Origin of the sequence: Thalassobacterium sedimentorum (assembly GCF_031127905.1) — a bacterium.
Classification (GTDB): Bacteria; Verrucomicrobiota; Verrucomicrobiia; order Opitutales; family Coraliomargaritaceae; genus Thalassobacterium; species Thalassobacterium sedimentorum.
Genome location: NZ_JARXIC010000006.1, coordinates 93,225 through 117,121, shown reverse-complemented (window position 1 = coordinate 117,121; position 23,897 = coordinate 93,225). Strand labels below are relative to the sequence as shown.

Sequence of the window (23,897 nt, the reverse complement as noted above, 5' to 3'; positions counted from 1 at the left end):
TATGTCAAAGAATGCTCCCGCGATCAATGTGACTCATCTCACCATGGCCTATGGTGATTATACGGTGATGCGTGACCTTAATTTTTCAGTGAAGCGCAGTGAAATTAAAATCATAATGGGTGGCAGTGGTTGTGGAAAAAGTACCTTACTGAAGCATTTAATTGGACTGGAGCGCGCCAAGGCCGGGGAGATTTATTATGGAAATGAGCGTTTCCTGCCTGACAGTCCTGAAGCGGAGCGTATACGGCGTCGTTTCGGCGTTTCCTTTCAAAGTGGTGCATTGTGGAGTTCCATGACGCTGGAGGAAAACGTTGCTCTGCCATTGGAGCAATACACTGAACTCAGCCGTGCTGAGATTCGTGAAACAGTTGATTTTAAATTATCCCTGGTAGGATTGGCTGGTTTCGGGCATCGTTATCCTGCTGAACTCAGTGGCGGTATGCAAAAACGTGCCGGTTTGGCACGGGCCATTGCACTGGATCCACACATATTATTTTTTGACGAGCCCTCAGCGGGACTTGACCCGCTGAGTTCACGCCGCTTGGACGACCTCATCCTGGAGTTACGTGCGGCCCTCGGGGCTACAGTGGTTATCGTGACACACGAGCTCGCCAGTATCTTTGCGATTGCGGATTCGGCTCTTTTTCTCGACGCTGAGAGTCAGACGGCACTCTGTGATGGCAATCCGAACGATTTACTCGACGATCCGACTACGGACCCCAAGGTAAGCCGATTCCTCAGTCGCGGGGAAAGGAATAACGATTGATCCACAGCCTGTTTTCGACCAAAACCAACCTAACTATCCGTGAAACGTAATTCTCCAAACCCAAAGATAATCGGTGCTTTTGTCACAGTGATGCTTGCACTCATTGTGGCTATGGTCATGTATTTCGGCACGGCCAATTTCCTGAATCGTTCGACTCATTTCATTCTTTTTTTTGATCAATCAGTCAATGGTCTGCAGGTCGGATCGGCAGTTAAATTTAGAGGAGTCCCCGTGGGGGAAGTGCGACGAATCATGATCCGTGCAGAAGGGCAACATGATGAATCCACCGCGATTCCAGTCGTTATTAAAATCAATCAGTCTCGCTTGGAAAACGACCTCGGAGTCTCTCGTACTGCATTTGCACCTGAATCGATCCACGAATCTTTGGAACGGGGACTGGTGGCACAATTAAATTTGGAAAGCCTCATCACCGGTCAGCTTTTTGTAGAGTTCAGTTTTGAACCCGAAAAAACAGTCTCAGCTCAAACGCACTTGGCCGAGGTAAATGGAATGGTTGAAATTCCGACTCTGAATTCATCGTTGGATGAGATTACGGCTGACGTCGCTCAAATCATTGCTGATGTTAAAGAGTTAGATTTGCACAAGCTTAGCAATAACATCAATAACTTATTAATCAGTGCCACGACGCAATTAGATGGTTTGAATACCAGTCAAATTAGTAGTTCGATTACGGAAACTGCAGATGAAATAAAAGTGTTTGTCGCTTCGGAGCAGTTTAGCCAATCAGTCGACGCCATGCGTGTGGCCTTCGAACAAGTGACTGCTACAGCACAGTCTTTTGATTTAAACGATGGCCCCTTATCAGCGACCATACAAACGTGGACACAGCAGATTACTGATACCCTGGCGAGTTTAGACAATTTGACTCAGGATGCGAACGCATTACTGCAGCCCGGCTCCGACATGCGTCACGAATTTGAATCGATGCTGCGTGAGCTCGGACGGGCCGCTCGCTCGGTGCGCTTGCTGTCGGAATATTTGGAACGTAACCCCAATGCATTGCTCACCGGTCGCAGTGAGCAGAAACGTAAACCATGAAAATTAGCCTCTTAATCAGTCTGACGCTAGCCATACTCCTCACTGGCTGTGTCAATTTGAAACCTAAGCCTGATCGCACACAGGTCTTCACGCTTGCTGCAAACGTGGACGCGGTGGCAGACATTGCCGGTAAACCTGAGTGCTATGTAGGGAGGGTTGAACTCCCTGGCTTTCTAGAAGGTCCGCGCATCTATTATCGCTCCACTCATGGTGAATTAAGCTCAGTTGCCGGAGCTCGTTGGGCTGAGGATCTGCGCGATGCCTTGCCGCGCGCGATCGCGATGCATCTGCAGGCGACCTCACTCGCTCATGTGCGTGCCTATTATCCCTGGGCAAATACCGCCAGCGAGGCCGCCACTATTTCGGTACAATTTGAGCGTTTGAGTGCGAATGCCGGCGGACAAATCGAAGTCATCGCCCAATGGCAGATCGAGCAGCTGGACGGCTCACGTGTGCAAGGACGCTTTATGGCACCCGGATTGATGTGGGATCAGCATGATGTGAGTGAGTATGTGGCTAATCTGGATGCTGCGCTAGCGCAGCTGTCTCAGGAAATTGCTGAGAAACTTTAATAGCTCATGTTCAATCGCAGTAATCTCTGGAAGGCCCTTGGGCCGGGCATCCTCGTTGCATGTGCGGCTGTCGGTGGTTCGCATTTAGTTTGGTCCACTCGTGCGGGTGCGGAGTTTGGGTGGGCACTGCTATGGCTGGTGTTATTGGCTAACGCGCTCAAGTTTCCGTTTTTTCTATACGGTCAGCGTTACACAGCCGCAACTGGTGAAAGTTTGCTGGCTGGCTACAAGCGCCTTGGGCTGGGCTACGTGTGGGTATTTTTGGCGGTCAATATACTGACAGGCACCATCAATATCGCGGGGGTCGGCATGTTGAGTGGGGCCTTACTCACGGGCTACGGGATTACGGGTGTTTCGGTGCCACTCATAACTGTTGGAGTGCTGATTATTTGCGCGGGATTGTTACTCGTCGGGCACTACAAATTACTTGATTCATTGGCTAAGGTGATCATCGCACTGCTCGGTATTAGTACCGTGATCGCGGTTGCGCTGGCTATTCCAAATCGCCCTGAACTGACGGCCGATTTCGTTGCATCGAGTCCCTATCAATGGGCCTCGTTTGCTTTTCTGATCAGTCTACTGGGATGGATGCCTGCACCAATTGACTTATCTGCATGGTCCTCCTTGTGGATGTTTAGTCGGGAAAAGCAAACTGGGCACTTTGCGACTGTCAAAGAATCTGCTATTGATTTCTATATTGGATACTTTTCTGCCGTCGCTTTAGCCGTATTGTTTGTTGCGCTGGGGGCGCTGGTGATGTACGGCAGCTCGGAGTCTTTTGCTGCGGGTGGGGTCGGCTTTTCCCAACAACTAGTCAGCCTTTACACCGATACCATCGGTGAGTGGTCACATTTACTGATTTTATCCGCGGCCTTTATTACGATGTTTAGTACCACTTTGACCTGTCTCGATGGCTATCCCCGTTCTTTGGCCGCTTGCTGTGCATTAATCAAAGACCTACCAACCGAAGCATTTATACGTATTCAGAAAGTTTGGATACTGATTTCAACAATATTAGCCAGTGTGGTCGTACTTTGTTTTGTGCAAAACCTACTTCAGCTGCTAAGCTTCGCCGCGATCGTTTCATTTATCACCTCACCAGCACTGGCCTATATTAATTATCGTGTCATGAATGGAGCCAATGTGCCTGTAGAATACCGCCCTGGGCCGGCACTAAAAGTACTCAGTTGGGCGGGCCTGTTGTTCTTTATCGTGATGACTACTGGCTATCTCTATGTCAGTTGTGTGCGATAGCGCCTTTCGCAAGCATCCATCAAGCCACACTCAAATCAACCCGACAGGTCGCTGGAATGTCACCCCCTGCAACTAGCCTGAGTTGAGTCAAGCTTCGGATTCGTGTAGCACATAAGGCTGTAATGCTGACATCATACGCTCTGGTACCGAGCCGACCAGGTAGGTGCCTTCATCCCGGGCTTCTTCTTTGCGAACCCCACCTTCACGGTGCAGCCGGGCCACCAGATCATAACGCTCATGTGGTATCATCAGCCGTAGCTGTGCAAAATCAGCCTCGATAATCGCTTCCATCCGATCTTGTAATGCATCCAGACCATCTCCGGTGTGCGCGCTGATGAAGAGGGCCTCTGGAAAGCGTAGTGCCAGGTCATCTTTGGTTTCTTCATCCCACAGCGCATCAATCTTGTTGAATACAGTGATGATTTTTTTGTCCTTGGCGCCGAGCTCCTTAAGCACGGACAAAGTGGTTGCCGCGTGGGCATCGACTTCGGGACTATTTACATCCAATACATGTATTAAGAAATTTGATACGATGGCCTCTTCCAAGGTGGCCTTGAAGGCATCTACTAAACGGTGAGGCAGGTTGCGCACAAAACCGACGGTATCTGTAATCACTAAAGGCTGCCCGGAAGGGAGTGGGCAGCGACGTGAAGTGGGGTCCAGAGTTGCAAACAGTTTATCCTCCGCGAGAATGCTGGAATTGGTTAATTTATTCAGCAAGGAGGATTTGCCAGCATTAGTATAGCCAACGATTGCACAGGTTGGCACCGGCACAGTCATACGTTTCTTACGCTGTGTTTCACGGTGCTGGATCACACCTTCCAGCTCGCGCTTCACCCGAGTTATTTGAGTGCGCACCATGCGTTGGTCCAATTCGAGCTGCGTTTCCCCCGCATCGCGCTGCATGGAGCCACCGCCACGTTGGCGACTCAAGTGCGTCCACGCGCTCTTGAGGCGTGGTAAATTGTGCTCCAGGCGTGCAAGCTCCACTTGTAACACGGCTTCCTTGGTTTGTGCGCGATCGCCGAAAATATCGAGTATGACCTCTTGGCGGTCGATCACTAGGATTTTATCTTCAGCAAGCTGCTCCCAGTTGCGTTGTTGTGCTGGGGTCAGCTCATTATCAAAAATAATCACATCGCAATCATAGGCCTTTGCTTCTTCGATCAGTTCAAGGGCCTTCCCCGAACCAACCAGCAATTTCGCCTGAGGCTTGCGAATGGATACCATGCGCTCATGCATGATTCCGAAACCTAGAGTGTCCACTAGTTCGCGAAGTTCATCGAGTAAGCTACGGGTATTTGTGGGGGTGTCATCAGGGAGCGTCACGCCAATTAACATGGCGCGTTCTACTACGGTGGGTCTTTCTTTAACGTCGTGCACGGTCTATATTTTTCAAAAGAGTAACAGCGCAACTTACGTGTCTTTTTCAGTAAATCCACAACGAAATGGGGAATTCGTAAAGGAATCGTGGTGGGGAGGGGCGAGTTGCACTCAATGGGCAGCAGGCAGTGAAGGCGGGGGGAGAAGGCCGGGTGACAGCCCATGTCACTCCAAAGTACAGTAAGTTTGCCCCGTGCAGCTGCTTTTCATTTTTGATTCGCCAGCTCCTTGATTTTGACTTGCTTGGTGAAATGCTCACTGCATCCGAATTATTTGAATTCCCAAAATCCCTACCGTTCGAGGCGGTCTTCACCCCTGAATTGGCACCTTGGGAGTGGGTTCCTTTGATTAAGCAAGCCTTGGCTAATTATGATTTTAGCACCAAGGTACTTCCTGCAGAGAGGCCTGTTGGTTTAGAAATTAAAGGAGATGTATATATCCATCCCAGTGTTCAACTACCCGCATTTGGTTCCATTCAAGGGCCTGCTTACATCGCGGAGGGCTGCGAGCTCAGAGCGGGCGTTTATATTCGTGGAAATGTGATTGCTGGTAAGAACTGTGTGCTTGGAAATTCATGCGAATTCAAAAATTGTCTATTACTGGACGCTGTGCAAGTGCCGCATTTCAGTTATGTGGGCGACAGTGTTTTAGGCAACCGCGCACACCTCGGTGCGGGAGTCATTTGTTCTAACTTGCGCTTGGATCAGTCACTGGTTCCTGTTACCTTAATGGACGGATCCAAGCAAACGACGGAGCTCCGTAAGTTGGGGGCACTCATTGGCGATCATGCGGAAGTCGGGTGCAACGCGGTGCTTAACCCCGGTTCGATTCTGGGGCAGCGAGCATTGGTGATGCCGGCCATGCCGTTTCGTGGGACATTGGCTCAAAACACAATTGCGTACCTGAAGCAACCGATTTTGAAAGCACCACGCACCGACTAGACTTATGATTGTTCAGCCGTATGGAGATCGCGGTGTGTTACTCGCATCGTTAAACGCGCAGCAACGTAGCTGTTTACTTCATTCGCTAACGCGACATCTACCTGAGCACTGTCAGGAGTATGTGGTGGGCTACGACAGCCTCTTGCTCATTGGAATCTGTGTGGATAGTGCTCAAGTCTGGGCGGAACATTGCCTGGCAAAGCACCTATCCGCAGCAGAGGGCGCTCCCAGCCTGCCTCCAGGCGCTCGTAGCTATACAGTGCCAGTAGACTATAATGGGGAAGATTTGGAAGCCATTGCTGACGCTTGTCGATTGACTGTAGCAGAGGTCGTCGAGCTGCATTGTCAGTCGATTTATTCCGTTCACATGCTTGGCTTTAGTCCGGGATTTCCTTACTTGCAGGGCTTAGACCCTCGTTTGCACTTGGATCGTCGGCGCTCGCCGCGCAACCGAATTGAACCTGGTTCGGTGGCAATTGGTGGTCCACATGCTGGCATTTATACGGTGGCTAGTCCAGGTGGCTGGCATATTTTGGGACATACGGACTTTCAACTATTTGATCTTGCTACCGCACGTGCGGTGCGACCTTGTGCCCGTGAAGTTTTTTCACTCTCTCCGGGGGATCAAGTGCGTTTTCAACCGAAAGGACGACTGTGATTGAGATACTGGCATGCGGATCCGGGCTTTCGCTACAAGACGGGGGGCGTCACGGTTGGCGACGTTATGGAGTGCCAGCGGGTGGGGCGATGGACGCTCGCTCGATGGCTTTGGCAAATACGCTACTGGGCAATGCGCCAGAAGCTCCATTGTTGGAAATCGTACAACAAGGTGCCAAGATACAAATACTCCAAGATATGTGGTTAGCACTGGCGGGAGGGGATTTTTGCAGTGATTTTGCGACAGGTTGCGCGCAACCTGTCGCAGCCGGTCAGCGATTGATTTTTGATAAAAAAGCTACTGGGCGCTATAGTTATCTCGCATTGCCTGGAGGAGTACAGGCGGATTCATGGCTGGGGAGTGTTGCGGTGGATGTGAGAAATGGTATGGGACTACCGATTCAAGCTGGCAGCCGCATCATGTCGCAGGGCGCGCAACCCACAATAGTCACTCCGCAGGCAGTTGCGCGGCGTATTGCACGTGATCAGCAGTCCCATATTCCAGGACAAGAAATTCACTTGAAATTGTATCGAGGTCCACAGTTTACTTCCTTCAGTTCCGTTGCGCAGCAGCAATTTATTACCAATGAGTGGAGTGTGTCCACTCGGTCTGACCGCACTGGCTATCGTTTAGAAGGTCTGGTGCTGGAGGTGCCTGCATCGATCGCGAGTGAACCCGTGCTCCCCGGCAGTTTTCAAGTTCCAGGTAATGGGCAACCAATCATCACTATGCACGACGGGCCTACTGTTGGTGGCTACCCAAAAATTGCGGTTTTGGCAGACACCGATCTGGATCGTCTTGCACAATGTGTTCCTGGCACGAAACTGACATTCTCATGGCAGACATAATTCTCAATTGTGACCTCGGTGAAAACGAGCCACTGGCGCGGACCGCTCAATTTCTTTCTCTTATTGATGCCGCGAATATTGCCTGTGGCGTCCATGCTGGCAATCCTGAGAAAACTCAAGCAACTATAAAGTTAGCGCTGCAGTATCAGGTCGCCATCGGTATACACCCAGGTCTGCCGTCGGCAGGTGGGCGCGGTCCCTGCTCGCTAACAGCCCACGAATTTAAACGCTTGTTAGAGGTGCAGGTGGGCGCATTTCAAGCCCTCGCAGCACGACTGGGGACCTGTGCAGAATACGTTAAACTGCACGGCAGCCTTTATCACGCGGTCGAAACGCAGCCTGCACTGGCTACGGTTTATATCGACTTTTTGCTACGGCAAAGTCCGAAACTCGCAGTCATGGCGCTAGCGCATGGTCGCTTGGCAGCTCGTGCTGAAGCTGCTGGCATTCGGGTGCTGCATGAGGCATTTGCCGATCGCGATTATTTATCAGACGGCTCACTCGTCCCACGCGACGAGCCAGGAGCTGTATTTACAGCGCCAGAGGCGTGTGCGCGCTTAACACGGTGGCAGCAGTCTGGTAAATGGCCGACGCGCGACGGAGCCGCAATTTCACTGCTAGCAGACACACTGTGTGTGCATGGCGACAGCCCCGATGCGCTAGAATTAGTTCAGAAGTTGCGCACTTGGATCGATCATACAAAATAGGGCGTTTCACCTTGAGAATTAGCTAGCCTCAACAGTGACACTGACTATCAACTCTAAGCCGTGAGTATTTCAAAACAGAAAAAGGCCGCTAAGGAACTGCTGCAAGCGGCGCATAAAGTATTTCATTATCGCCGAGACTTAATTTCGGAAGCTCGTCTTGCTGAATTAGATAAAGCAGTCGGCGAAGTGGATGGTATGATACGTGATCAATCCGCGAAGACGGAAGCACTCGCTGTAGCCATGGATCGACTGGATGCTTTATTGCGTAAAATTGGCGGCAAAATGTACCCCAAAACCTTTTGGAATGATAATCTGGAAGTTGCCTTAGTCGCTGCGATCATCGTGATTGGTATCCGCACCTTCTTTTTTCAACCATTCATTATTCCTACCAACTCGATGTATCCCACCTATAGTGGTATGAATGCGGTCCTATACGAAGATAAGAACGACGCTCCTGCAACGCTGACCAAGACCTTTCGCTTTCTAACTCTTGGCGCTAGGCATAAAGCCTTGGTTGCTCAAAACAGTGGTGATGTTCAGATTCCAATGGCCGCCACCCATGATGGCGGAATGCGTATCTATTTTAAGCAGGTAAAGGGCAAGAAATGGGGCATTCTACCTGCTGTTTTAGCAGAATATACCATACTGGTGGGCGGTGTCCCACATTCGATCCGCGTCCCTGCAGACTTCGACATGCAGAGTACATTACTCGATAGTTTCGAAGGTGTTGAGCCAGAACTTATTCGAACATCGGGCGGCACTGGCTACGCGCTGGATTTGCATACCCAGGCACAGGCAGGGGATTCCATTTTACGTTTTGATATTACCTTGGGTGATGCCTTATTCGTGGACCGGATTAGCTACCATTTCAAACGCCCACAAGCGGGTGATCCATTTGTTTTCCGGACTCGTGAGATCCCAGGCATTGAAGGTGGTCACGACAATATCGTGGATAAATACTACATCAAGCGCATCGCAGGTGTGGGCGGCGAAACCATCGAAATCAAAGATGGCGCCTTGCTGGTGGACGGCGAACCACGCGACGAAGTTGAAGCCTACGGGCGCAATGCTCGTCAAGAAGGCGAATATGGTGGCTATGTGTATCCTAGTGAAAATGCCGCGTCACCAGCCAAACTGATGACGGGGCCCGGAGTGCAAGCCAATATCCCCGAAGGCAAATTTGTGGCACTCGGTGACAATTCTGCCAACAGCCTCGACAGTCGCTACTGGGGCTACGTGCCAGAGAAAGCTGTCATCGGTAAAGCCGTCTTCATCTATTATCCATTCACCAAGCGCTGGGGGCTGGCTGAATAATCCACACTGAAAGGCCCAACTCAGGCTCCCCTGAATTAAGCTGATATTTAGCGCACAATATATATTATGTCTAATTTGTGAAATTCGGATTAAAGACTGAATTGACGATCTGACACATAGCCACTTCTCTGCTTACATGCGTTACTCTGAAGTGGCTGCCAATGTGCAGGCCTTAGCCCAAAACTCCCACTCTCAAGCAGAATTTGTTTATGAATTCTTGCTGGCCTACGGCACGCCCAAGGCCTCGATTGCCCGCTTGAAATCGGGCCAAATGAATCTGGCCAAGGACGACGGCGAACTGCTGCTGAAGAAAAAGCTCTATTTTGCGCCAGCTACGGACGACCTCTTTGAGGCGCTGGAAACGCTCAAAGCTGTCAAAGGCACGCTGTCGCACGATCCGCGCTTCTTGTTCGTGACTGATTTCGAGCACGTGGTCGCCTTCGACCGCAAGACGGCGGATTCGCTGCACTGTGCGCTGGCGGACCTGGGCAGTCATTTCGACTTCTTCCTGCCACTGGCGGGCATGGAAAAGCAAAAGCTCTCCAATGAGAGTGTTGCGGATCGAAATGCTGCGGAGCGCATGGCCAAGCTCTTTGACGCCATCAAGGCGCACAATCCGGAGTTCATCGAGCGTAACCCGCACGCCATGAATGTCTTTCTGGCCCGCCTGTTGTTCTGCTTCTTTGCCGAGGATACCGGTATTTTTGACGAGAATGCGGTCAGTAACAGCATCGCTTCGCACACCGCGCCGGATGCCTCGGATCTGCACGATTTCTTCGTCAAACTCTTCGATCTGCTCGACCGCAAGTCGCGTGACGGCCTGCCGAAACACTTGCAGGACTTCCCCTACGTCAACGGCGGCTTATTTCGGGATCACTTTCCAATTCCTGAGTTTTCCATCAAAGCGCGCCGCATGATGATTGAGGCGGGCAAACTCAACTGGTCCGACATCAATCCCGACATCTTTGGCTCGATGTTTCAGGCGGTGATCGACCCCGAGGAACGTCATAATCTTGGTCAACACTACACCTCCGTCACCAACATCATGAAGGTGATCGAGCCCCTCTTTCTAAATGATTTCCGAGCGGCCTTCGAAAAAGCGACTGCCCTCAAACGGGGCAAAGCCCCTGCCCTGCACCGTCTGCTGGATCGGATTGCCAAGGTCAAAATATTCGACCCTGCCTGCGGCTCTGGCAATTTCCTGATCATCGCGTATAAAGAGCTGCGCCGCTTGGAGATGGACATCTTTCGTGAGCTACAAAAGGACACGGGCGAACTTCCGCTATCTGGCCTCAAGGTCAGCCAATTCTACGGTATCGAGATTAGCGACTTCGCCGCCGAAACCGCCGTGCTCGCCCTCTGGTTGACTGAGCACCAGATGAACCTGGAGTCGAAAAAAGTCTGCGGCCAAGCACCGGACAACTTGCCGCTAAAAGATGGCGCAAAGATCGTTTGCGCCAACGCCTGCCGTATCGACTGGGAAGACGTTTGTCCCAAGGAAGCCGAAGATGAAATTTATATTTTGGGCAATCCGCCGTATTTGGGGGCACGTGTGCAGAGTAAATCGCACAAGGCTGATATGGCCTCAGTTTTTGGAAAAATAAAGGGCGTCAACAGTCTCGATTATATTACCTGCTGGTTCTATAAAGCATCCAAATATATTCGCGGCAGCCATGCCTGTTACGCCTTTGTCTCGACCAACTCAATTTGCCAAGGCGAGCAAGTTGCGATGATTTGGCCCCACTTACTGGGCAATGACCTTGAGATTTTTTTCGCACACAAATCTTTTAAATGGACCAATAGTGCCAAGGGAAATGCCGGCGTCACTTGTGTCGTGGTGGGTGTCGCATCCTCAGGTGAAAAGCAGAACTTTCTGTTCAGTGGTGTTCATCGAAAAGAGGTTCAACACATTAATCCATATTTAGTTGAGGCGCATAATGTATACGTAGAATCCAGAAGGCGTCTTCTATCTGACATTCCTGAGTTATCTTTCGGAAGTATGGCGAATGATGGTGGTGGATTAATTCTATCAGACACCGAGAAGAATGAGTTACTAAATGAAGACCCAAACAATATTAGATTTGTTAGGAAATTCCTTGGATCTGCTGAGTTCATCCGTGGTCAAAGTCGTTCCTGCCTATGGTTGCTCGGCTCAAGTCCAACCGATTTTGGAGAGGATTCTTTCATCGGAAAACGTATCAAATTGGTAGAAGAACATCGAAACTATAGCACAAGAGAGGCCACTCGAAAACTTGCAGAGCAACCGCACCTTTTTGGAGAAATTAGACACCATGATGCGCAATCAATAATCATTCCAAAAGTTTCATCAGAAAGACGTGAATATATTCCAATCGCATTTCTTCCCGCCGAAACGATAATTTCAGATCTAGCCTTTGGCATCTACGACGCCAACCCCACAATCTTCGGCCTCCTCACCTCGCGCATGCACATGACCTGGGTGCGTGCCGTGGCAGGCCGACTTGAAGAACGTTTACGTTACTCCGCCGGACTCTGCTACAACACCTTCCCCGTGCCGAAACTCAACGAGGCCCACAAGCAAACCCTCACCGAGCACGTGATGGAAGTGCTGCAGCAACGCGAGAATCACCCCGAAAAGACCATGGCGCAGCTCTACGATCCCGACAAGATGCCCGCCGGCCTCCGCGCCGCCCACCAGCAACTCGACCTCACCGTCGACCGCATTTACCGCAAGGCACCCTTCTCTTCCGACGAAGAACGCCTCGAACACCTCTTCAAACGATATGAGGCAATGATTGAACAAGAGAAGGAGAAGAAATAGTGGCTACCCGTTCAAGATATGTCCCCAATGAAGCATCTATAGAATGGGCTCTAAAGCATTTGGAGAAATTTGGCGATTCTGACATTCTACCAGTTCCCCTTGAGTATAAGGCTGCTAGTATACACAGACCCGAAATTGCCAAGGAACTTTCTCAACGATGCGTAGAGGACTCCCCCTTGAAAGTCCCCTTACGCATATCTATCCCAAAGGTTAAAGGCGGCTTTCGTATCGCAAGCATTTTGGATCCTACAGATTGCGTATATTACACTGCGCTTTGCTATGAGACTTCTGAGAAATTGGAAGAGCTGCGGATCCCCAAAAGTCAAAGCGTCTCCTGTTCATATCGAATTAATACAACTAACGACGGTGATTTTTTTCACGGCAATACGGGGTATAAGGATTTCCAGCGAAAAACTCGAGAGCACATTCTATCAGGGCAGTTCAGCCGCGTTCTAACTTTAGATTTATCAGATTTTTATAGTCAGATTAGCCATCACCGTATCCGTAACAACCTAGACACTATTGCGATAAATACAGAATTAACCTTAGCAATTGAGAATTCACTGAATGACATGGCCTCTAACCATCATTCTCAAGGAATTCCAGTTGGCCCATCTGCATCAATCATTCTATCGGAAGCAGCTCTAATTGATATCGATCAACACTTACTCAATTGTGGCTTGGTATTTTGCAGATATGTAGATGATTTTCGTATCTTTTTTAAGGACGAGTTATCTGCACTATCAGCATTACGAGGGTTGACTGAAATTCTTTTCAGAAATCACCGCTTGCCCATTAACACAAGCAAAACAGGCATATGGAGCATTGAGGATTTCTCTAATCGCGCCTTTATTGATGAAGAGCAACTCGAGGAGGAGAAAAACACAGAAATTGTTGATAATTTCGTAAGCACATTAGATGCATCTATCGCAGATGACTTTGAGATTACTAGTGTGCATGCAAAAGCTATTGAACGGAATGTAATTGGTGAATTATTTGAAAGAGTGAAGTCCGACGATCCGTTACCTCTAGGACTAACAAAATTTGTGCTGCGACGTTCCAGAGCCCTAAAAACAAACAAAATTATCGAAGGATTACTGGAATACTCCATTAAGTTTTTGCCCGTGCTACGTGACGCTTGTTTGTATTTTGATGTAATCGACAAGGATAATAAAAAAGGATTTTATAAAGAATTTCTCGATTCCCTCAAATCTAATGATGCAGTTTGGAACCTCCCCTACTTTCAACAATGGTGGCTAGCATCTACTCTTAAGAATCCAAACATTTCATCTTTTGCTGAAGTTCGTGAACATTTGAATCAGGCAGATAATTACAGCGTTGAGCGCTATGAACCGCTTCTAGCCGCCAGATATGGCCAATGGCACATGATACGGGACCTCAAAGATCAAGTTGATAATTCCAGTGATTGGCGTAAGCGCTCGATAATCTTGGCCACATCCACTCTCAGCCCTGATGAAAAAGGACATTGGCTGTCGCGTTTCAACCAGTCCGATCCTTTGACAGTTGCATGCGCATTTTATGCTAGAAACAACAGCGATATAAACAGGTTACTTTAACAACTTATCCCATGACCACCGACCACCTCCCCATCTCGATCCCCGACATCCTCCACGGCAAGACTGTGAAACGGGAGCTCTTGAAAAACGGTCCCCAGCGAGTGCAACGAAAGCGAACGAAGGGCTGGAAGATGCCGCCGAACACGGTGAGCGTTTGCCGTCCGGGCAGGTGGGGTAATCCATTTTCAGTGGGAAAGCCAGCAACCCATGTCCCGTCGGCTTTTCAGGGATACATTGCCCGTGACGTTTCCGAGGCGGTCGAGTTTTATCGCTCCATGCTCTTACAGTATGGCCTCCCCTCCGGCTGTGAGCTTTCAGAGCTGCGAGGAAAGAACTTAGCTTGCTGGTGTAAGATCGGCACATCTTGTCATGCAGATCTGCTTCTAGAGCTGGCAAATAAATTATGATTTATCCCACCCGTTTTCGATAAATTTAAGATAGAACCGGCACTAAGTGTATGACTCCATTAGATACTAACAATCAATCAGATAGAAACACGAAGAACTGTATGAAATACCCCAAGGCACCAAGTAGAGACACCAAGTAGAAGAACATGCACAAGAAGCCGCATTTAGCAGAAAAACAGAGATTATAGAAGCAAACAAGTCACCCATGACCACCCACCACCTCTCCATTTCGATTCCCGATAACCTCCACAACAAGACTGTGGAGTGGGAGCACTCAGTTTTATAGCATGAAGAATATCGGGAACAATTCAGAATATATCGCATTTCTTGATGAATGTGGTAATCATGAAATGCGACGTATTGATCGAGACTTCCCCCTGTTTTTGCTGTCATGTATCCTAGTTGAACGCAGTTCATATTTGAAGCAGATACTTCCAGCAGTTAATCAACTAAAATTAAGTTACTGGAATCACGAAGGAGTTAATTTACATAGTCGTGATATCCGCAAAGCAAAGGGGCCTTTCAGTTTCTTGCAGCACCCAGAAAAACGAAAACATTTTATGCTAGAACTCTCCGCATTGATGACTTCGTTGCCCTATACTGTATTCATATCAGCAATTCATAAAGATGCTCACCTGAAGCGCTACGGAGATCGAGCTAAGAACCCTTATGAATTAGCCCTCGAATTCACAATGGAGCGAGTGAGGCATTTCATGTGTCAACATGCTATCAGTGAATTACCATTTGTGGCCGAGGCTCGGGGTAAAAAAGAAGATCACAGCCTTGAACGAGTTTTTTATCGTGTGCTGGCAAAAGGCACGCACCAGATGCCTTCAGATCAATTTCGAAGCATGAACTGCTCGCTGGTATTTAGAACAAAATATGACAATATTGTAGGCACACAACTTGCCGATTTATGCGCACATCCGTGCGCAAGGCACATTTTAAATCCAGCACACGGCAACCGGGCCTATCCAATTGTCCAACAAAAAGTTTATCATAGTCATGGAGTTTCTGGTTGGAAAATATTCCCTTCTTAAACGCAAACAAGCGCCTCCGTTTCCAGAGAGCGCTTGCCGACCGAGAATTCCCAGTCCAATGCAAATATCTCTCACAAAACTTTTCTTGTCAAGGAATCCTACATAATGATCACACACCAACTTTGCATGAGAACTAATGCACTGCGCAAAGGTAAAGCAGTGAGTCGCCGCTACCGTAACCGTCGCATAGGCGAATTTTTAAAAGAACTGGAACTCACCGAAGGCCGCTCAACGGGCATCCCGAAGATGCTGCGTGTGATGGCGGCCAACGGTTCGCCAACGCCAGAGTTCGAAACAGATGAAGACCGCAGCCACTATTTGGTGCGCCTGCCCGTGCATCCGAATGCAGACTGGCAGGATTTGGCGGCCGACCTACTAAAGGTACCAACCCCTCAAGTAACCCCTCAAGTAACCCCACAAGTAAGTCGACTCATTTCAGTGCTAAATGGTGAGATGAGTCGTGCCGAACTCATGCAAGTTCTCGACATGAAAGATCGAAAAAACTTTGGGCTCAACTACATCGCCCCAGCATTGGAAGCCTATTATATTGAACCAACCAATCCCGAATCCCCCAATAGCCCGACGCAAAAATACCGCCTGACTGCCAAAGGACGGGAACTTTTAAAAACACTCTAATGCCCAACCTCATCGAAGTTAATTACGGTCAGACCGGTCAAAGCACCAATACCGACGCGCTCGGCATGCGAGAAATGCAAGCGCGTGTCTATGCGCAGCGCACGGCGCAATATTTGCTGGTCAAGGCACCACCGGCTTCGGGGAAATCGCGGGCCTTGATGTTTTTGGCCTTGGACAAGATGCACCAGCAAGGTGTCGCGAAGACCATCGTGGCCGTGCCGGAACGCTCGATCGCGGCTTCCTTCGCCCCTACTCGCTTGTCAGCCTATGGTTTTCCTTACGATTGGGAGCTGAATCCGCGTTTTGACCTTTGCTCTAGTGGAGGCGAAGCTAGTAAACGGCAGCTCTTTAAAGACTTCCTCGCGAGTGACGAAAAGGTGCTGCTCTGCACCCATGCCGCCCTGCGCGGCGCCTTTGCGGAAATTGAAAGCTCGGCACTCAACAATGTGCTGCTGGCGATTGATGAGTTTCACCACGTCTCGGCGGACTCCGAAAATCAATTGGGCGAAGTCCTGCGCGATGTGCTTGCGCACACGGAGGCGCATATCGTCGCGATGACAGGTTCCTACTTTCGTGGCGATAGCGTGCCCGTGCTGGCCCCCGAAGACGAAGCACTGTTTCGCCACGTCACCTACAACTATTACGAGCAACTCAACGGCTACCAACACTTGAAGTCGCTGGGGATCGGTTATCACTTTTATCAGGGCAAATATATCTCGGCGATCTTTGAGGTGCTGGATACCGACAAGAAAACGATTTTGCACATCCCGAGCCCGAATGCGGGCGAATCGACTAAAGATAAACATGGCGAAGTGGGCGCGATCTTGGATTCGATTGGCCCCGTCATCTACACCGATCCGGAAACGCGGATCATGACGGTCGAGCGCAAGACCGACGGCAAGCTGCTGAAAGTGGCCGATCTGGTCTGGGACGCAGGCGACTCGCAAGCAGTCACCATTCACGCGCTGCGAAATCTGAAAAAGCCGGAAGACTTGGATTTGATCATCGCCTTAGGCATGGCCAAAGAAGGCTTTGACTGGCCCTTCTGTGAGCATGCGCTGACGGTGGGCTATCGAGGCTCATTGACTGAGGTGATTCAAATCATCGGTCGTTGCACCCGGGACAGTCCGAATAAGACGCATGCGCAGTTTACCAATCTGATCGCTCAGCCCGATGCAGAGGACGACGAAGTTACTTTTGCCGTCAATAATATGCTCAAGGCAATCACTTGCTCGTTGCTGATGGAGCAGGTGTTGGCACCGAATTTTAAATTTAAAACCCGGGTGTCAGATGAGGAGGTGAATGCACCCGGTGAGCTGAAAATTCGCGGCTTGAAGGAGCCGAGTTCAAAACGCGTGCAAGACATCATCGAATCGGACCTCAATGATCTGAAGGCGACGATTTTGCAGGACAAATCGATGCAGAAGGCGATGCCGGGCGGGGTCGATCCAGAGGTGATCAATCAGATTCTCATCCCGAAAATAATCCAAACCAAATATCCCGATCTCGACGCGCGCGAAGCAGAAGAGCTGCGGCAGCATGTCGTGGTCGACTCTGTGATGGCGGGTGCGGTGATGGAAGACAGTGGCGACCGGCGAATCATCAAAATGGGCAGCAAATTCATTAATATCGATGAGCTGAGCATCGACTTGATCGATTCGATTAACCCCTTCCAAAAAGCCTATGAAATCCTGTCCAAGCAAGTCACTGCGCCCGTGTTAAAAGCGATTATGGGCTGTATTGAAACCAACCGCCTACAAATCACCGAGCAGGAGGCACTCCTACTGTGGCCCAAGATCAAAGCCTACGTCAAAGAGCATGGGTATGAGCCGCCGTTGACCGCCTATGATCCGCAAGTCAAACGCATGGCGCAAGCGATTCAGTTTATAAAGCAGCAACGACGCCAACAAGGTTTGTAAGCATGGATCCCGAAGCACTTAGGAAACTGATTGAAGACGACGATCTCGGCTTGCTCGAGATTAAGGCTTCGCAATCGAGCGCCATGAGCTCTGAGGAGCGCTTAATCGAGAAGTTCTTCAAAATCTCAGAGTTTTACCAAACGCATGACCGCGAACCGAAGAAAGACCCGCTCAACATGCAGGAGGCGACCTTAGCGATGAGCCTTGAGGGCATTCGGAACTCTCCCGAGTCGATTAAAGCACTCGCCAGTCTGGACGAATATGGCCTACTAAAACCGCCCCCGATTCCGGAGAGTATCGAAGCCATTTTTGAAGACGACGATCTCGGCATCCTTAAAGATGACGATGCATCCGACATTTTTCGTTTAAAACACGTGCCCGAGCAGCTGGACATGCCCGACTACATCGCACAGCGCGAGCCTTGTGAGGATTTCGAGCATTTTGAGTCACTGTTTAAGGCCTGCCAGCAAGAGCTTCGCGCAGGCAAACGTCAGCTACTACAATTCGCCAATGAACAGCAGATTGAAAAAGGGCAATTCTTTGTGCTCAGAGGCATTATGGCCTACGTGGCCGAGGTCGGTGAAAAGGAAAATAAGGGTGGCAAGGTCAATGCACGCTTACGCTGTATTTTTGAGAACGGCACTGAGTCTGACATGCTACTGCGCTCGCTAGCACGAGAGCTCTATAAAGATGGCCGCCGCGTCACCGAGCACGAGGATCGACTACTTCCGGAATTGAACACAGTGACTGAGGCCGACACCGCCAGCGGTCACATCTACGTGCTGAAGTCTTTAAGCCAGCAAACTGAAATAGCAACTAAAGCAGACCTCTATAAAATCGGCTTTTGTCGTGGTGCCATTGAAGAGAGGATCAAAAATGCCCAAGACGAGCCCACCTACCTGATGGCGCCTGTGCGGATTCTTAGCTCTTTTGAGTGTTATAATCTGAATCCGCAAAAGCTCGAATTGATTTTACATAAGTTTTTGGGGCATGCCTGCCTGGAGGTGGATGTATATGACCATACAGGCAAACGGCATACGCCACGGGAGTGGTTTCTGGCCCCACTCCCGGTAATCGAAGAGGCGATACGGCTCGTGATAACGGGAGAGATTGTCAATTTCAAGTATGACCACGCAAGTCGCCTCATTGTCGCTCGTTAAAACGCTCTGAATAGAGGTTGCAATCGAGTGCCCTAAAGCGCAAAACACAGGCTGTTTTTGGGGGCATGAAATCAAAGTAGCTCACTGCCCGAACTATTTCATTCACTTACCAGTCTCCTACTTACTGATCTCCATATTTCACTATGAGCCACGCACCTCTTTATAACTGGTTAACTGAACGCACCGCTGGGGCGCTTCTGCATATTAGTTCGCTACCTTCGGACACAGGAATTGGCAACTTAGGCGTGGGTGCGTATCGATACATTGATTTCTTAAAGGCTTCTGGTTTGTCTGTGTGGCAGATTTGTCCGCTTGGACCGACTGGTTTCGGCGATTCCCCCTACCAATGCTTTTCGGCCTTTGCGGGAAATCCTTACTTTATTGATCTAGAACCATTGCGGGATGAAGGGCTCGTCACTGACGACGAATACGCGCAACTGGCTAAGCTCCCCCGCGATCATGTGGATTATGGTGCTGTTTATCACGCTTTTTGGCCGATTTTGCGCAATGCCTACCAGCGATTCAAGGCGAGTCAGAAGAAACAATTTTTAGATTACGGCTCCATCAGTAAATTTTGCAATGCTCAGAACGAATGGCTGGAGGACTATGCATTATTTCTTGCACTAAAAGAGAGCTTTGACAATAAACCGTGGCAGGAATGGCCCAGCGGCTACCGTAATGCGAGCATTGCACGTACTCAGGATTTGTCAGTTGAGGTCTTGGATGCGGCAGACGGCCACGTATTTTATCAATACTTGTTTTATGCGCAGCTCGCGAAACTACGTGCTTATGCTGGCAGTCAAGGAGTTGAAATTATGGGCGACGCTCCGATCTTCGTAGCGCTCGATAGTGCGGATGTGTGGGCAAACCCTGAGCTCTTTCAGCTGAAGAAGAATGGTCAGCCCAAAGCAGTCGCTGGCGTGCCCCCCGATTATTTCGCTGCAGATGGTCAACTTTGGGGCAATCCACTCTACGATTGGTCCGCGCATGAGAAAACAGATTTTGCTTGGTGGATCCAGCGTATCCAATCGAATTTGGAGTTTTATGATATTGTGCGCTTGGATCACTTTCGTGGCTTCGAGTCGTATTGGTCCGTGCCGGCAGATGAAAAAACCGCACGCAACGGTAAATGGATCCCCTGCCCCGGTTTAAAGTTGTTTAAGGCCATACAAGCCGCATGTCCCGATGCAAAACTGGTGGCCGAGGATTTAGGTGTCATTACCGATAAGGTGAATGCCTTGCGTCTAGCTACTGGTTTGCCTGGCATGGCGGTGCTGCAATTCGCATTCGGTGGTGAAGCAGACAACGCGTATCTGCCTCATAATTATGATCGCAACTGTGTGGTCTATTCTGGAACACATGATAATGATACGACGCTTGGATGGTATCGATCACTTGACGCCGTAACTCAGGATCATATTCGGCGTTACTTGAAGGTTTCCGGTGATGCGATCGCATGGGACTTTATCCGCGCTGCGATTGCTTCGAGTGCTCATTTGGCGGTCTTTCCATTGCAGGATTTAATGAGCCTGGGGGCCGAGGCACGACTCAATACTCCCGGTGCTCCAATTGGCAATTGGCAGTGGCGCTATCAGGTGGAGCAGTTAGAGCAATTACAGCGTGAGAGTTCCCATTATCTTCGCGAGCAGATTGAGTTATTTGGTCGTTGATAATACTCACAAACGGCCTTCTTTTTGTTTGCCTGTTCTGCTCTAATTCCACATTTTGGCATATGTAGTGAGCACACGCTTAACTACTATTAGAGCCGTGACCGAATCCAAAGATAAGCAAGCAGATCACAATTTCTGGGCACAGGAAATTCTCTCCGGCGATGTCGAGAGATGGCATCGACGAGCCGTTTTAAAACGACTACGCTGGCGTATCATCATACGACTGACGCTTGTCATAAAACGATTAGTCGATGTCGTTGGCAGCTTATGCGCAATCATCATTAGTTCGCCTATTTTTTTTATCACAGCGCTCGCGATTAAGTTCGATGATGGAGGCCCTGTGTTATTTAAGCAAATTCGAGTCGGCGATGGCGGCCAATTGTTTGAAATTTGGAAATTTCGTTCGATGGTTTTAAACGCCGATCAAATTAAGGACGAAATTTTAGAACAAAACGAGCACGGCGATAGCGCGGTCACCTTTAAAATGAAGGATGACCCACGCATTACTAAGCCGGGTAAATGGATTCGTAAGCTATCAATTGATGAGTTTCCGCAATTTTTTAATGTATTAATCGGGGATATGTCATTGGTGGGGCCGCGCCCACCCGTTCCACGCGAAGTGGCACTCTATGGCGCACGGCACTTACGCCGTCTCAGAGCCAAGCCTGGTATTACATGCTTATGGCAAATTGGCGGTCGGGCAGATATCGATTTCGAAGGGCAAGTGCGACTGGACTTGGAGTACATCCACTCGCAAGGGTTCTGGGGCGATTTAATGATTATAATCAAGACTGTGCCTGCGGTATTATTGGGCAAGGGCGCTTATTAAGTTCATGAGTGAAATTCCTGAATTAAATCGAACCGGTCCCAGCGTATGGCGCTTGAGCCTCCCCGACTGGGGACACCTCGATACTGTCTGGGAACGACGCTTACCTTTTGCTCTGTGGCAAGTGGGCGAACAAGCACTGCTGTTTCATTGGTTGGATGCGGCAGTGGATCAAGGCTCGGAAAAAGTTATTTTTTATATTTCGGATCGCCCTAATGATGTGCGTCAAGCGATTGATAGAGCCACACTTTGGCCCATTGAAATTGAGATCGTCACCTTAGCATCAATTGCTGACATCGAGGTGGACGACTGCGTGAACCACCTACCTCGCACTCCGTCCTTGGCGCAGGAACCCGCTGCAGGTTGGGGCTTGATCAAATATTGGCACCAACTTGAGCAAGAGTGGCTCGAGAGTTTTACAAAAGAGACTGAAAGTTATGGTATTTATGCAGCCATCGGTCGCAGCTGTGAAATTGCAGCGGAGGTCGAACTAAATCCGCCCTTTTGGCTAGGCAATCATGTTTCTATTGGCCCGGGGGCTGTCATTGGCCCCGGGGCTGTGGTTGAAGATGGTTGCATCGTCGCGGGCAATAGCCGAATCGAACGCGCCCATTTAGCGGCACACACTTATTTGGGCCCTGAAACCGATTTATTGGATGGCATCATCCATCGCAATCATTTACTAAGCTTAAAAAATGAGGCCTATGTTCGGGGCTTGGAAGCCTTTGTTGCATCGAGTCTGCAAAGCCAAAGTAGCCAATCCAGCACTTATCAGCGGCCATCTCTACGTGACCGCTTGCGAGCCATGCGCCTGCTCTGGCGCTGGCGAAAACGGAGTCAGCCGGATGCGACTTTCAAGGGAATTGATGCCCAGCAATGGCCTTGTTTAAACAGTCGTGCGGTAGAGGATCGTGGGCCTTGGTTACGCTTAGTGGTTCAGGGGAAATTAGCATTGTTTGGAGTGACGCCGCGAGATGCCGAGAGCATTGCCGAGTTGCCGGAAGAATGGCAGCTTATATTGCGTAAGGCACCCGCGGGAGCTTTTAGTTATGCTGATGTGATGGGGGCTCCAAAGCCTGGTGAGATGGATGAGGCCTTGCACTGTGTTTATCAGGCGACCACCGATCCCAAGCTATGCCGGCAACTTTTTGATAACTGGTTAATGGAATTATTCGAATTAACGAATTAACAGAAAGATAATATAGATCTAATTGTTTCAGAACTCGAACCAATGTTTGATCCCCACACACATGTTTAAACCACGAACAATTTTACTCGTCGACGATAATACGATGTCGTTAGACCTACTTACTCATATCTTAAATAGCCAAGGGCATCGTATACTAGTAGCTGAGAATGGCAGATCCGCACTGATGCGCAGTCAACTCGCAAATCCAGATGTGATCTTTTTAAATAGTGTTCTATCTGATATGAGCGGCTTTGATTGTTGTCAGCGGATTAGAGAGAATGAAACATTCGCACAAACTCCGATCCTCATGATTAGCGATGGAGATGAGGATGCTTTTCGTGTGGAATGTTTCAAATCAGGCGCATCCGGATATGCAATGAAACCCATATTTGAAGATGAAATTTGCTCAATCTTAAATACTCAGTTGGAATTACTACAGTTACGCGAGGAAATGGACACTGTGGGACAAGCGAAGAACTACTCGATTGGAGAGTTTGACGCCATCATAGACTTCATTGCTCATGACATGAAGAGTCCGATAGTTTGTATTAGTGGTTTTACAGAAGAGTTGGCAGAACAGTTTTCGGAAGTTGAAGTTAGTGAGGAGTGGCACGAATATTTAAGTTATATTCATAAGTCTGCTAATGACATCGATACGATACTTGAAGCGCTGGTTATCCTCAAGAATCTTAGAGTCCGAGAGTGGCATGAACCAGAGACGATTCGCTTGGCCACTATATTGGAAGGAGTGGTCTCGCGTTACGAACAATTGGAATATACACAAGTGCTGGAACTTCAGTCTCAATTTGACGACTCTATAGTCATTACCCAACCAGCGCTATTGGAGGAGTTGATATTAATCCTCTTCCGTAATTTTAGTAATTTGGTGGGGCCGGAGTCTGCGCTGCAATTACATATAGAAATCGAACGCAGCAATGCAGAGCGTCTCTTATTACGATTAAATGGCAACACGCGTCCAATGGAAGCCGTCGAGCTCGCACACATCTTGGAGCCTATGGAAGGCACTAAGCGTAAACGAGTTCAGGACGTTAATATACTCATGCTGTGTGTCCAAAAAATGATTGCTTATTTAGGTATAAATGGCTGGGCGGAACACGGCCCTGATCAGACCTTGACTATCTGCCTAGCACTAGAATCCAAAACAGAATAA

The 23,897-nt window shown here is 49.3% G+C and carries 21 protein-coding genes; 20 read left to right on the top strand and 1 reads right to left on the bottom strand.

Features of this window, described 5'->3' with window-relative positions:
• The first annotated feature begins 1 nt into the window (after position 1).
• The 4 genes from QEH59_RS05340 to QEH59_RS05325 are packed head-to-tail and all read left to right on the top strand — an operon-like array spanning position 2 to position 3,651.
• Positions 2-766: an ABC transporter ATP-binding protein gene (locus tag QEH59_RS05340; protein WP_308984326.1), complete on the top strand. Its 765-nt coding sequence runs from the start codon at positions 2-4 to the stop codon at positions 764-766.
• Between the two features lie 39 nt (positions 767-805).
• Positions 806-1,825 (top strand): MlaD family protein, encoded by a 1,020-nt coding sequence (locus QEH59_RS05335; protein ID WP_308984325.1) that lies wholly within the window; start codon positions 806-808, stop codon positions 1,823-1,825.
• A complete protein-coding gene (locus QEH59_RS05330) occupies positions 1,822-2,397 on the top strand; it encodes a PqiC family protein (protein WP_308984324.1) in 576 nt (191 codons plus the stop codon). Before QEH59_RS05335 ends, QEH59_RS05330 begins: the two co-directional genes overlap by 4 nt.
• Positions 2,398-2,403: 6 nt before the next feature.
• A complete protein-coding gene (locus tag QEH59_RS05325; protein WP_308984323.1) occupies positions 2,404-3,651 on the top strand; it encodes an Nramp family divalent metal transporter in 1,248 nt (415 codons plus the stop codon).
• An 87-nt stretch (positions 3,652-3,738) separates the two neighbouring features.
• On the opposite strand, the gene hflX is transcribed toward QEH59_RS05325, so the two are convergent.
• Positions 3,739-5,034, bottom strand: a complete 1,296-nt coding sequence (gene hflX, locus QEH59_RS05320; protein WP_308984322.1) for a GTPase HflX — start codon at positions 5,032-5,034, stop codon at positions 3,739-3,741.
• 251 nt (positions 5,035-5,285) lie between these two features.
• On the opposite strand from hflX, the gene QEH59_RS05315 reads away from it, so the two are divergent.
• The 16 genes from QEH59_RS05315 (at position 5,286) to QEH59_RS05240 (ending at position 23,897) form a co-directional block, all read left to right on the top strand.
• Positions 5,286-5,975: an LbetaH domain-containing protein gene (locus QEH59_RS05315; protein ID WP_308984321.1), complete on the top strand. Its 690-nt coding sequence runs from the start codon at positions 5,286-5,288 to the stop codon at positions 5,973-5,975.
• 4 nt (positions 5,976-5,979) lie between these two features.
• Positions 5,980-6,633, top strand: coding sequence for a 5-oxoprolinase subunit B family protein (locus QEH59_RS05310; RefSeq protein WP_308984320.1), 654 nt, complete (start codon positions 5,980-5,982; stop codon positions 6,631-6,633).
• Positions 6,630-7,481, top strand: a complete 852-nt coding sequence (locus QEH59_RS05305) for a 5-oxoprolinase subunit C family protein (RefSeq protein WP_308984319.1) — start codon at positions 6,630-6,632, stop codon at positions 7,479-7,481. The genes QEH59_RS05310 and QEH59_RS05305 overlap by 4 nt, the downstream gene beginning before the upstream one ends.
• Positions 7,469-8,188, top strand: coding sequence for a 5-oxoprolinase subunit PxpA (locus QEH59_RS05300; protein ID WP_308984318.1), 720 nt, complete (start codon positions 7,469-7,471; stop codon positions 8,186-8,188). The genes QEH59_RS05305 and QEH59_RS05300 overlap by 13 nt, the downstream gene beginning before the upstream one ends.
• Before the next feature lie 60 nt (positions 8,189-8,248).
• On the top strand, positions 8,249-9,502 hold the full coding sequence (gene lepB / locus QEH59_RS05295) for a signal peptidase I (protein WP_308984317.1): 1,254 nt from the start codon (positions 8,249-8,251) through the stop codon (positions 9,500-9,502).
• A 136-nt stretch (positions 9,503-9,638) separates the two neighbouring features.
• Positions 9,639-12,302, top strand: coding sequence for a class I SAM-dependent DNA methyltransferase (locus QEH59_RS05290; protein WP_308984316.1), 2,664 nt, complete (start codon positions 9,639-9,641; stop codon positions 12,300-12,302).
• A gap of 176 nt (positions 12,303-12,478) precedes the next feature.
• Positions 12,479-13,879: an RNA-directed DNA polymerase gene (locus QEH59_RS05285; RefSeq protein ID WP_308984315.1), complete on the top strand. Its 1,401-nt coding sequence runs from the start codon at positions 12,479-12,481 to the stop codon at positions 13,877-13,879.
• Between the two features lie 11 nt (positions 13,880-13,890).
• Positions 13,891-14,286: a DUF4326 domain-containing protein gene (locus tag QEH59_RS05280; RefSeq protein ID WP_308984314.1), complete on the top strand. Its 396-nt coding sequence runs from the start codon at positions 13,891-13,893 to the stop codon at positions 14,284-14,286.
• 287 nt (positions 14,287-14,573) lie between these two features.
• On the top strand, positions 14,574-15,326 hold the full coding sequence (locus tag QEH59_RS05275) for a DUF3800 domain-containing protein (protein WP_308984313.1): 753 nt from the start codon (positions 14,574-14,576) through the stop codon (positions 15,324-15,326).
• 126 nt (positions 15,327-15,452) lie between these two features.
• Entirely contained in the window at positions 15,453-15,962 is a 510-nt protein-coding gene (locus QEH59_RS05270) for a Fic family protein (protein WP_308984312.1), read from the top strand.
• Positions 15,962-17,881, top strand: coding sequence for a DEAD/DEAH box helicase (locus tag QEH59_RS05265; RefSeq protein WP_308984311.1), 1,920 nt, complete (start codon positions 15,962-15,964; stop codon positions 17,879-17,881). Before QEH59_RS05270 ends, QEH59_RS05265 begins: the two co-directional genes overlap by 1 nt.
• A 2-nt stretch (positions 17,882-17,883) precedes the next feature.
• Positions 17,884-19,041, top strand: a complete 1,158-nt coding sequence (locus tag QEH59_RS05260; RefSeq protein ID WP_308984310.1) for a GIY-YIG nuclease family protein — start codon at positions 17,884-17,886, stop codon at positions 19,039-19,041.
• A 143-nt stretch (positions 19,042-19,184) separates the two neighbouring features.
• Complete coding sequence (gene malQ / locus QEH59_RS05255) at positions 19,185-20,711, top strand: 4-alpha-glucanotransferase (RefSeq protein WP_308984309.1); 1,527 nt, start codon at positions 19,185-19,187, stop codon at positions 20,709-20,711.
• Positions 20,712-20,808: 97 nt separating this feature from the next.
• Positions 20,809-21,540: a sugar transferase gene (locus tag QEH59_RS05250; RefSeq protein ID WP_308984308.1), complete on the top strand. Its 732-nt coding sequence runs from the start codon at positions 20,809-20,811 to the stop codon at positions 21,538-21,540.
• 4 nt (positions 21,541-21,544) lie between these two features.
• Positions 21,545-22,726, top strand: coding sequence for a hypothetical protein (locus tag QEH59_RS05245; protein WP_308984307.1), 1,182 nt, complete (start codon positions 21,545-21,547; stop codon positions 22,724-22,726).
• A 61-nt stretch (positions 22,727-22,787) separates the two neighbouring features.
• The gene (locus QEH59_RS05240; RefSeq protein WP_308984306.1) at positions 22,788-23,897 is read left to right on the top strand and encodes an ATP-binding response regulator; all 1,110 of its coding nucleotides are present in this window, start codon (positions 22,788-22,790) and stop codon (positions 23,895-23,897) included.

Coding starts and splice junctions, on each gene's coding strand:
- QEH59_RS05325 (WP_308984323.1), top strand. CDS start 2,404: ATGTTCAATCGCAGTAATCTCTGGAAGGCCCTTGGGCCGGGCATCCTC.
- QEH59_RS05315 (WP_308984321.1), top strand. CDS start 5,286: ATGCTCACTGCATCCGAATTATTTGAATTCCCAAAATCCCTACCGTTC.
- QEH59_RS05275 (WP_308984313.1), top strand. CDS start 14,574: ATGAAGAATATCGGGAACAATTCAGAATATATCGCATTTCTTGATGAA.
- QEH59_RS05240 (WP_308984306.1), top strand. CDS start 22,788: ATGTTTAAACCACGAACAATTTTACTCGTCGACGATAATACGATGTCG.
- QEH59_RS05340 (WP_308984326.1), top strand. CDS start 2: ATGTCAAAGAATGCTCCCGCGATCAATGTGACTCATCTCACCATGGCC.
- QEH59_RS05300 (WP_308984318.1), top strand. CDS start 7,469: ATGGCAGACATAATTCTCAATTGTGACCTCGGTGAAAACGAGCCACTG.
- malQ (WP_308984309.1), top strand. CDS start 19,185: ATGAGCCACGCACCTCTTTATAACTGGTTAACTGAACGCACCGCTGGG.
- QEH59_RS05270 (WP_308984312.1), top strand. CDS start 15,453: ATGAGAACTAATGCACTGCGCAAAGGTAAAGCAGTGAGTCGCCGCTAC.
- QEH59_RS05310 (WP_308984320.1), top strand. CDS start 5,980: ATGATTGTTCAGCCGTATGGAGATCGCGGTGTGTTACTCGCATCGTTA.
- QEH59_RS05280 (WP_308984314.1), top strand. CDS start 13,891: ATGACCACCGACCACCTCCCCATCTCGATCCCCGACATCCTCCACGGC.
- QEH59_RS05265 (WP_308984311.1), top strand. CDS start 15,962: ATGCCCAACCTCATCGAAGTTAATTACGGTCAGACCGGTCAAAGCACC.
- QEH59_RS05260 (WP_308984310.1), top strand. CDS start 17,884: ATGGATCCCGAAGCACTTAGGAAACTGATTGAAGACGACGATCTCGGC.
- QEH59_RS05330 (WP_308984324.1), top strand. CDS start 1,822: ATGAAAATTAGCCTCTTAATCAGTCTGACGCTAGCCATACTCCTCACT.
- QEH59_RS05290 (WP_308984316.1), top strand. CDS start 9,639: ATGCGTTACTCTGAAGTGGCTGCCAATGTGCAGGCCTTAGCCCAAAAC.
- QEH59_RS05245 (WP_308984307.1), top strand. CDS start 21,545: ATGAGTGAAATTCCTGAATTAAATCGAACCGGTCCCAGCGTATGGCGC.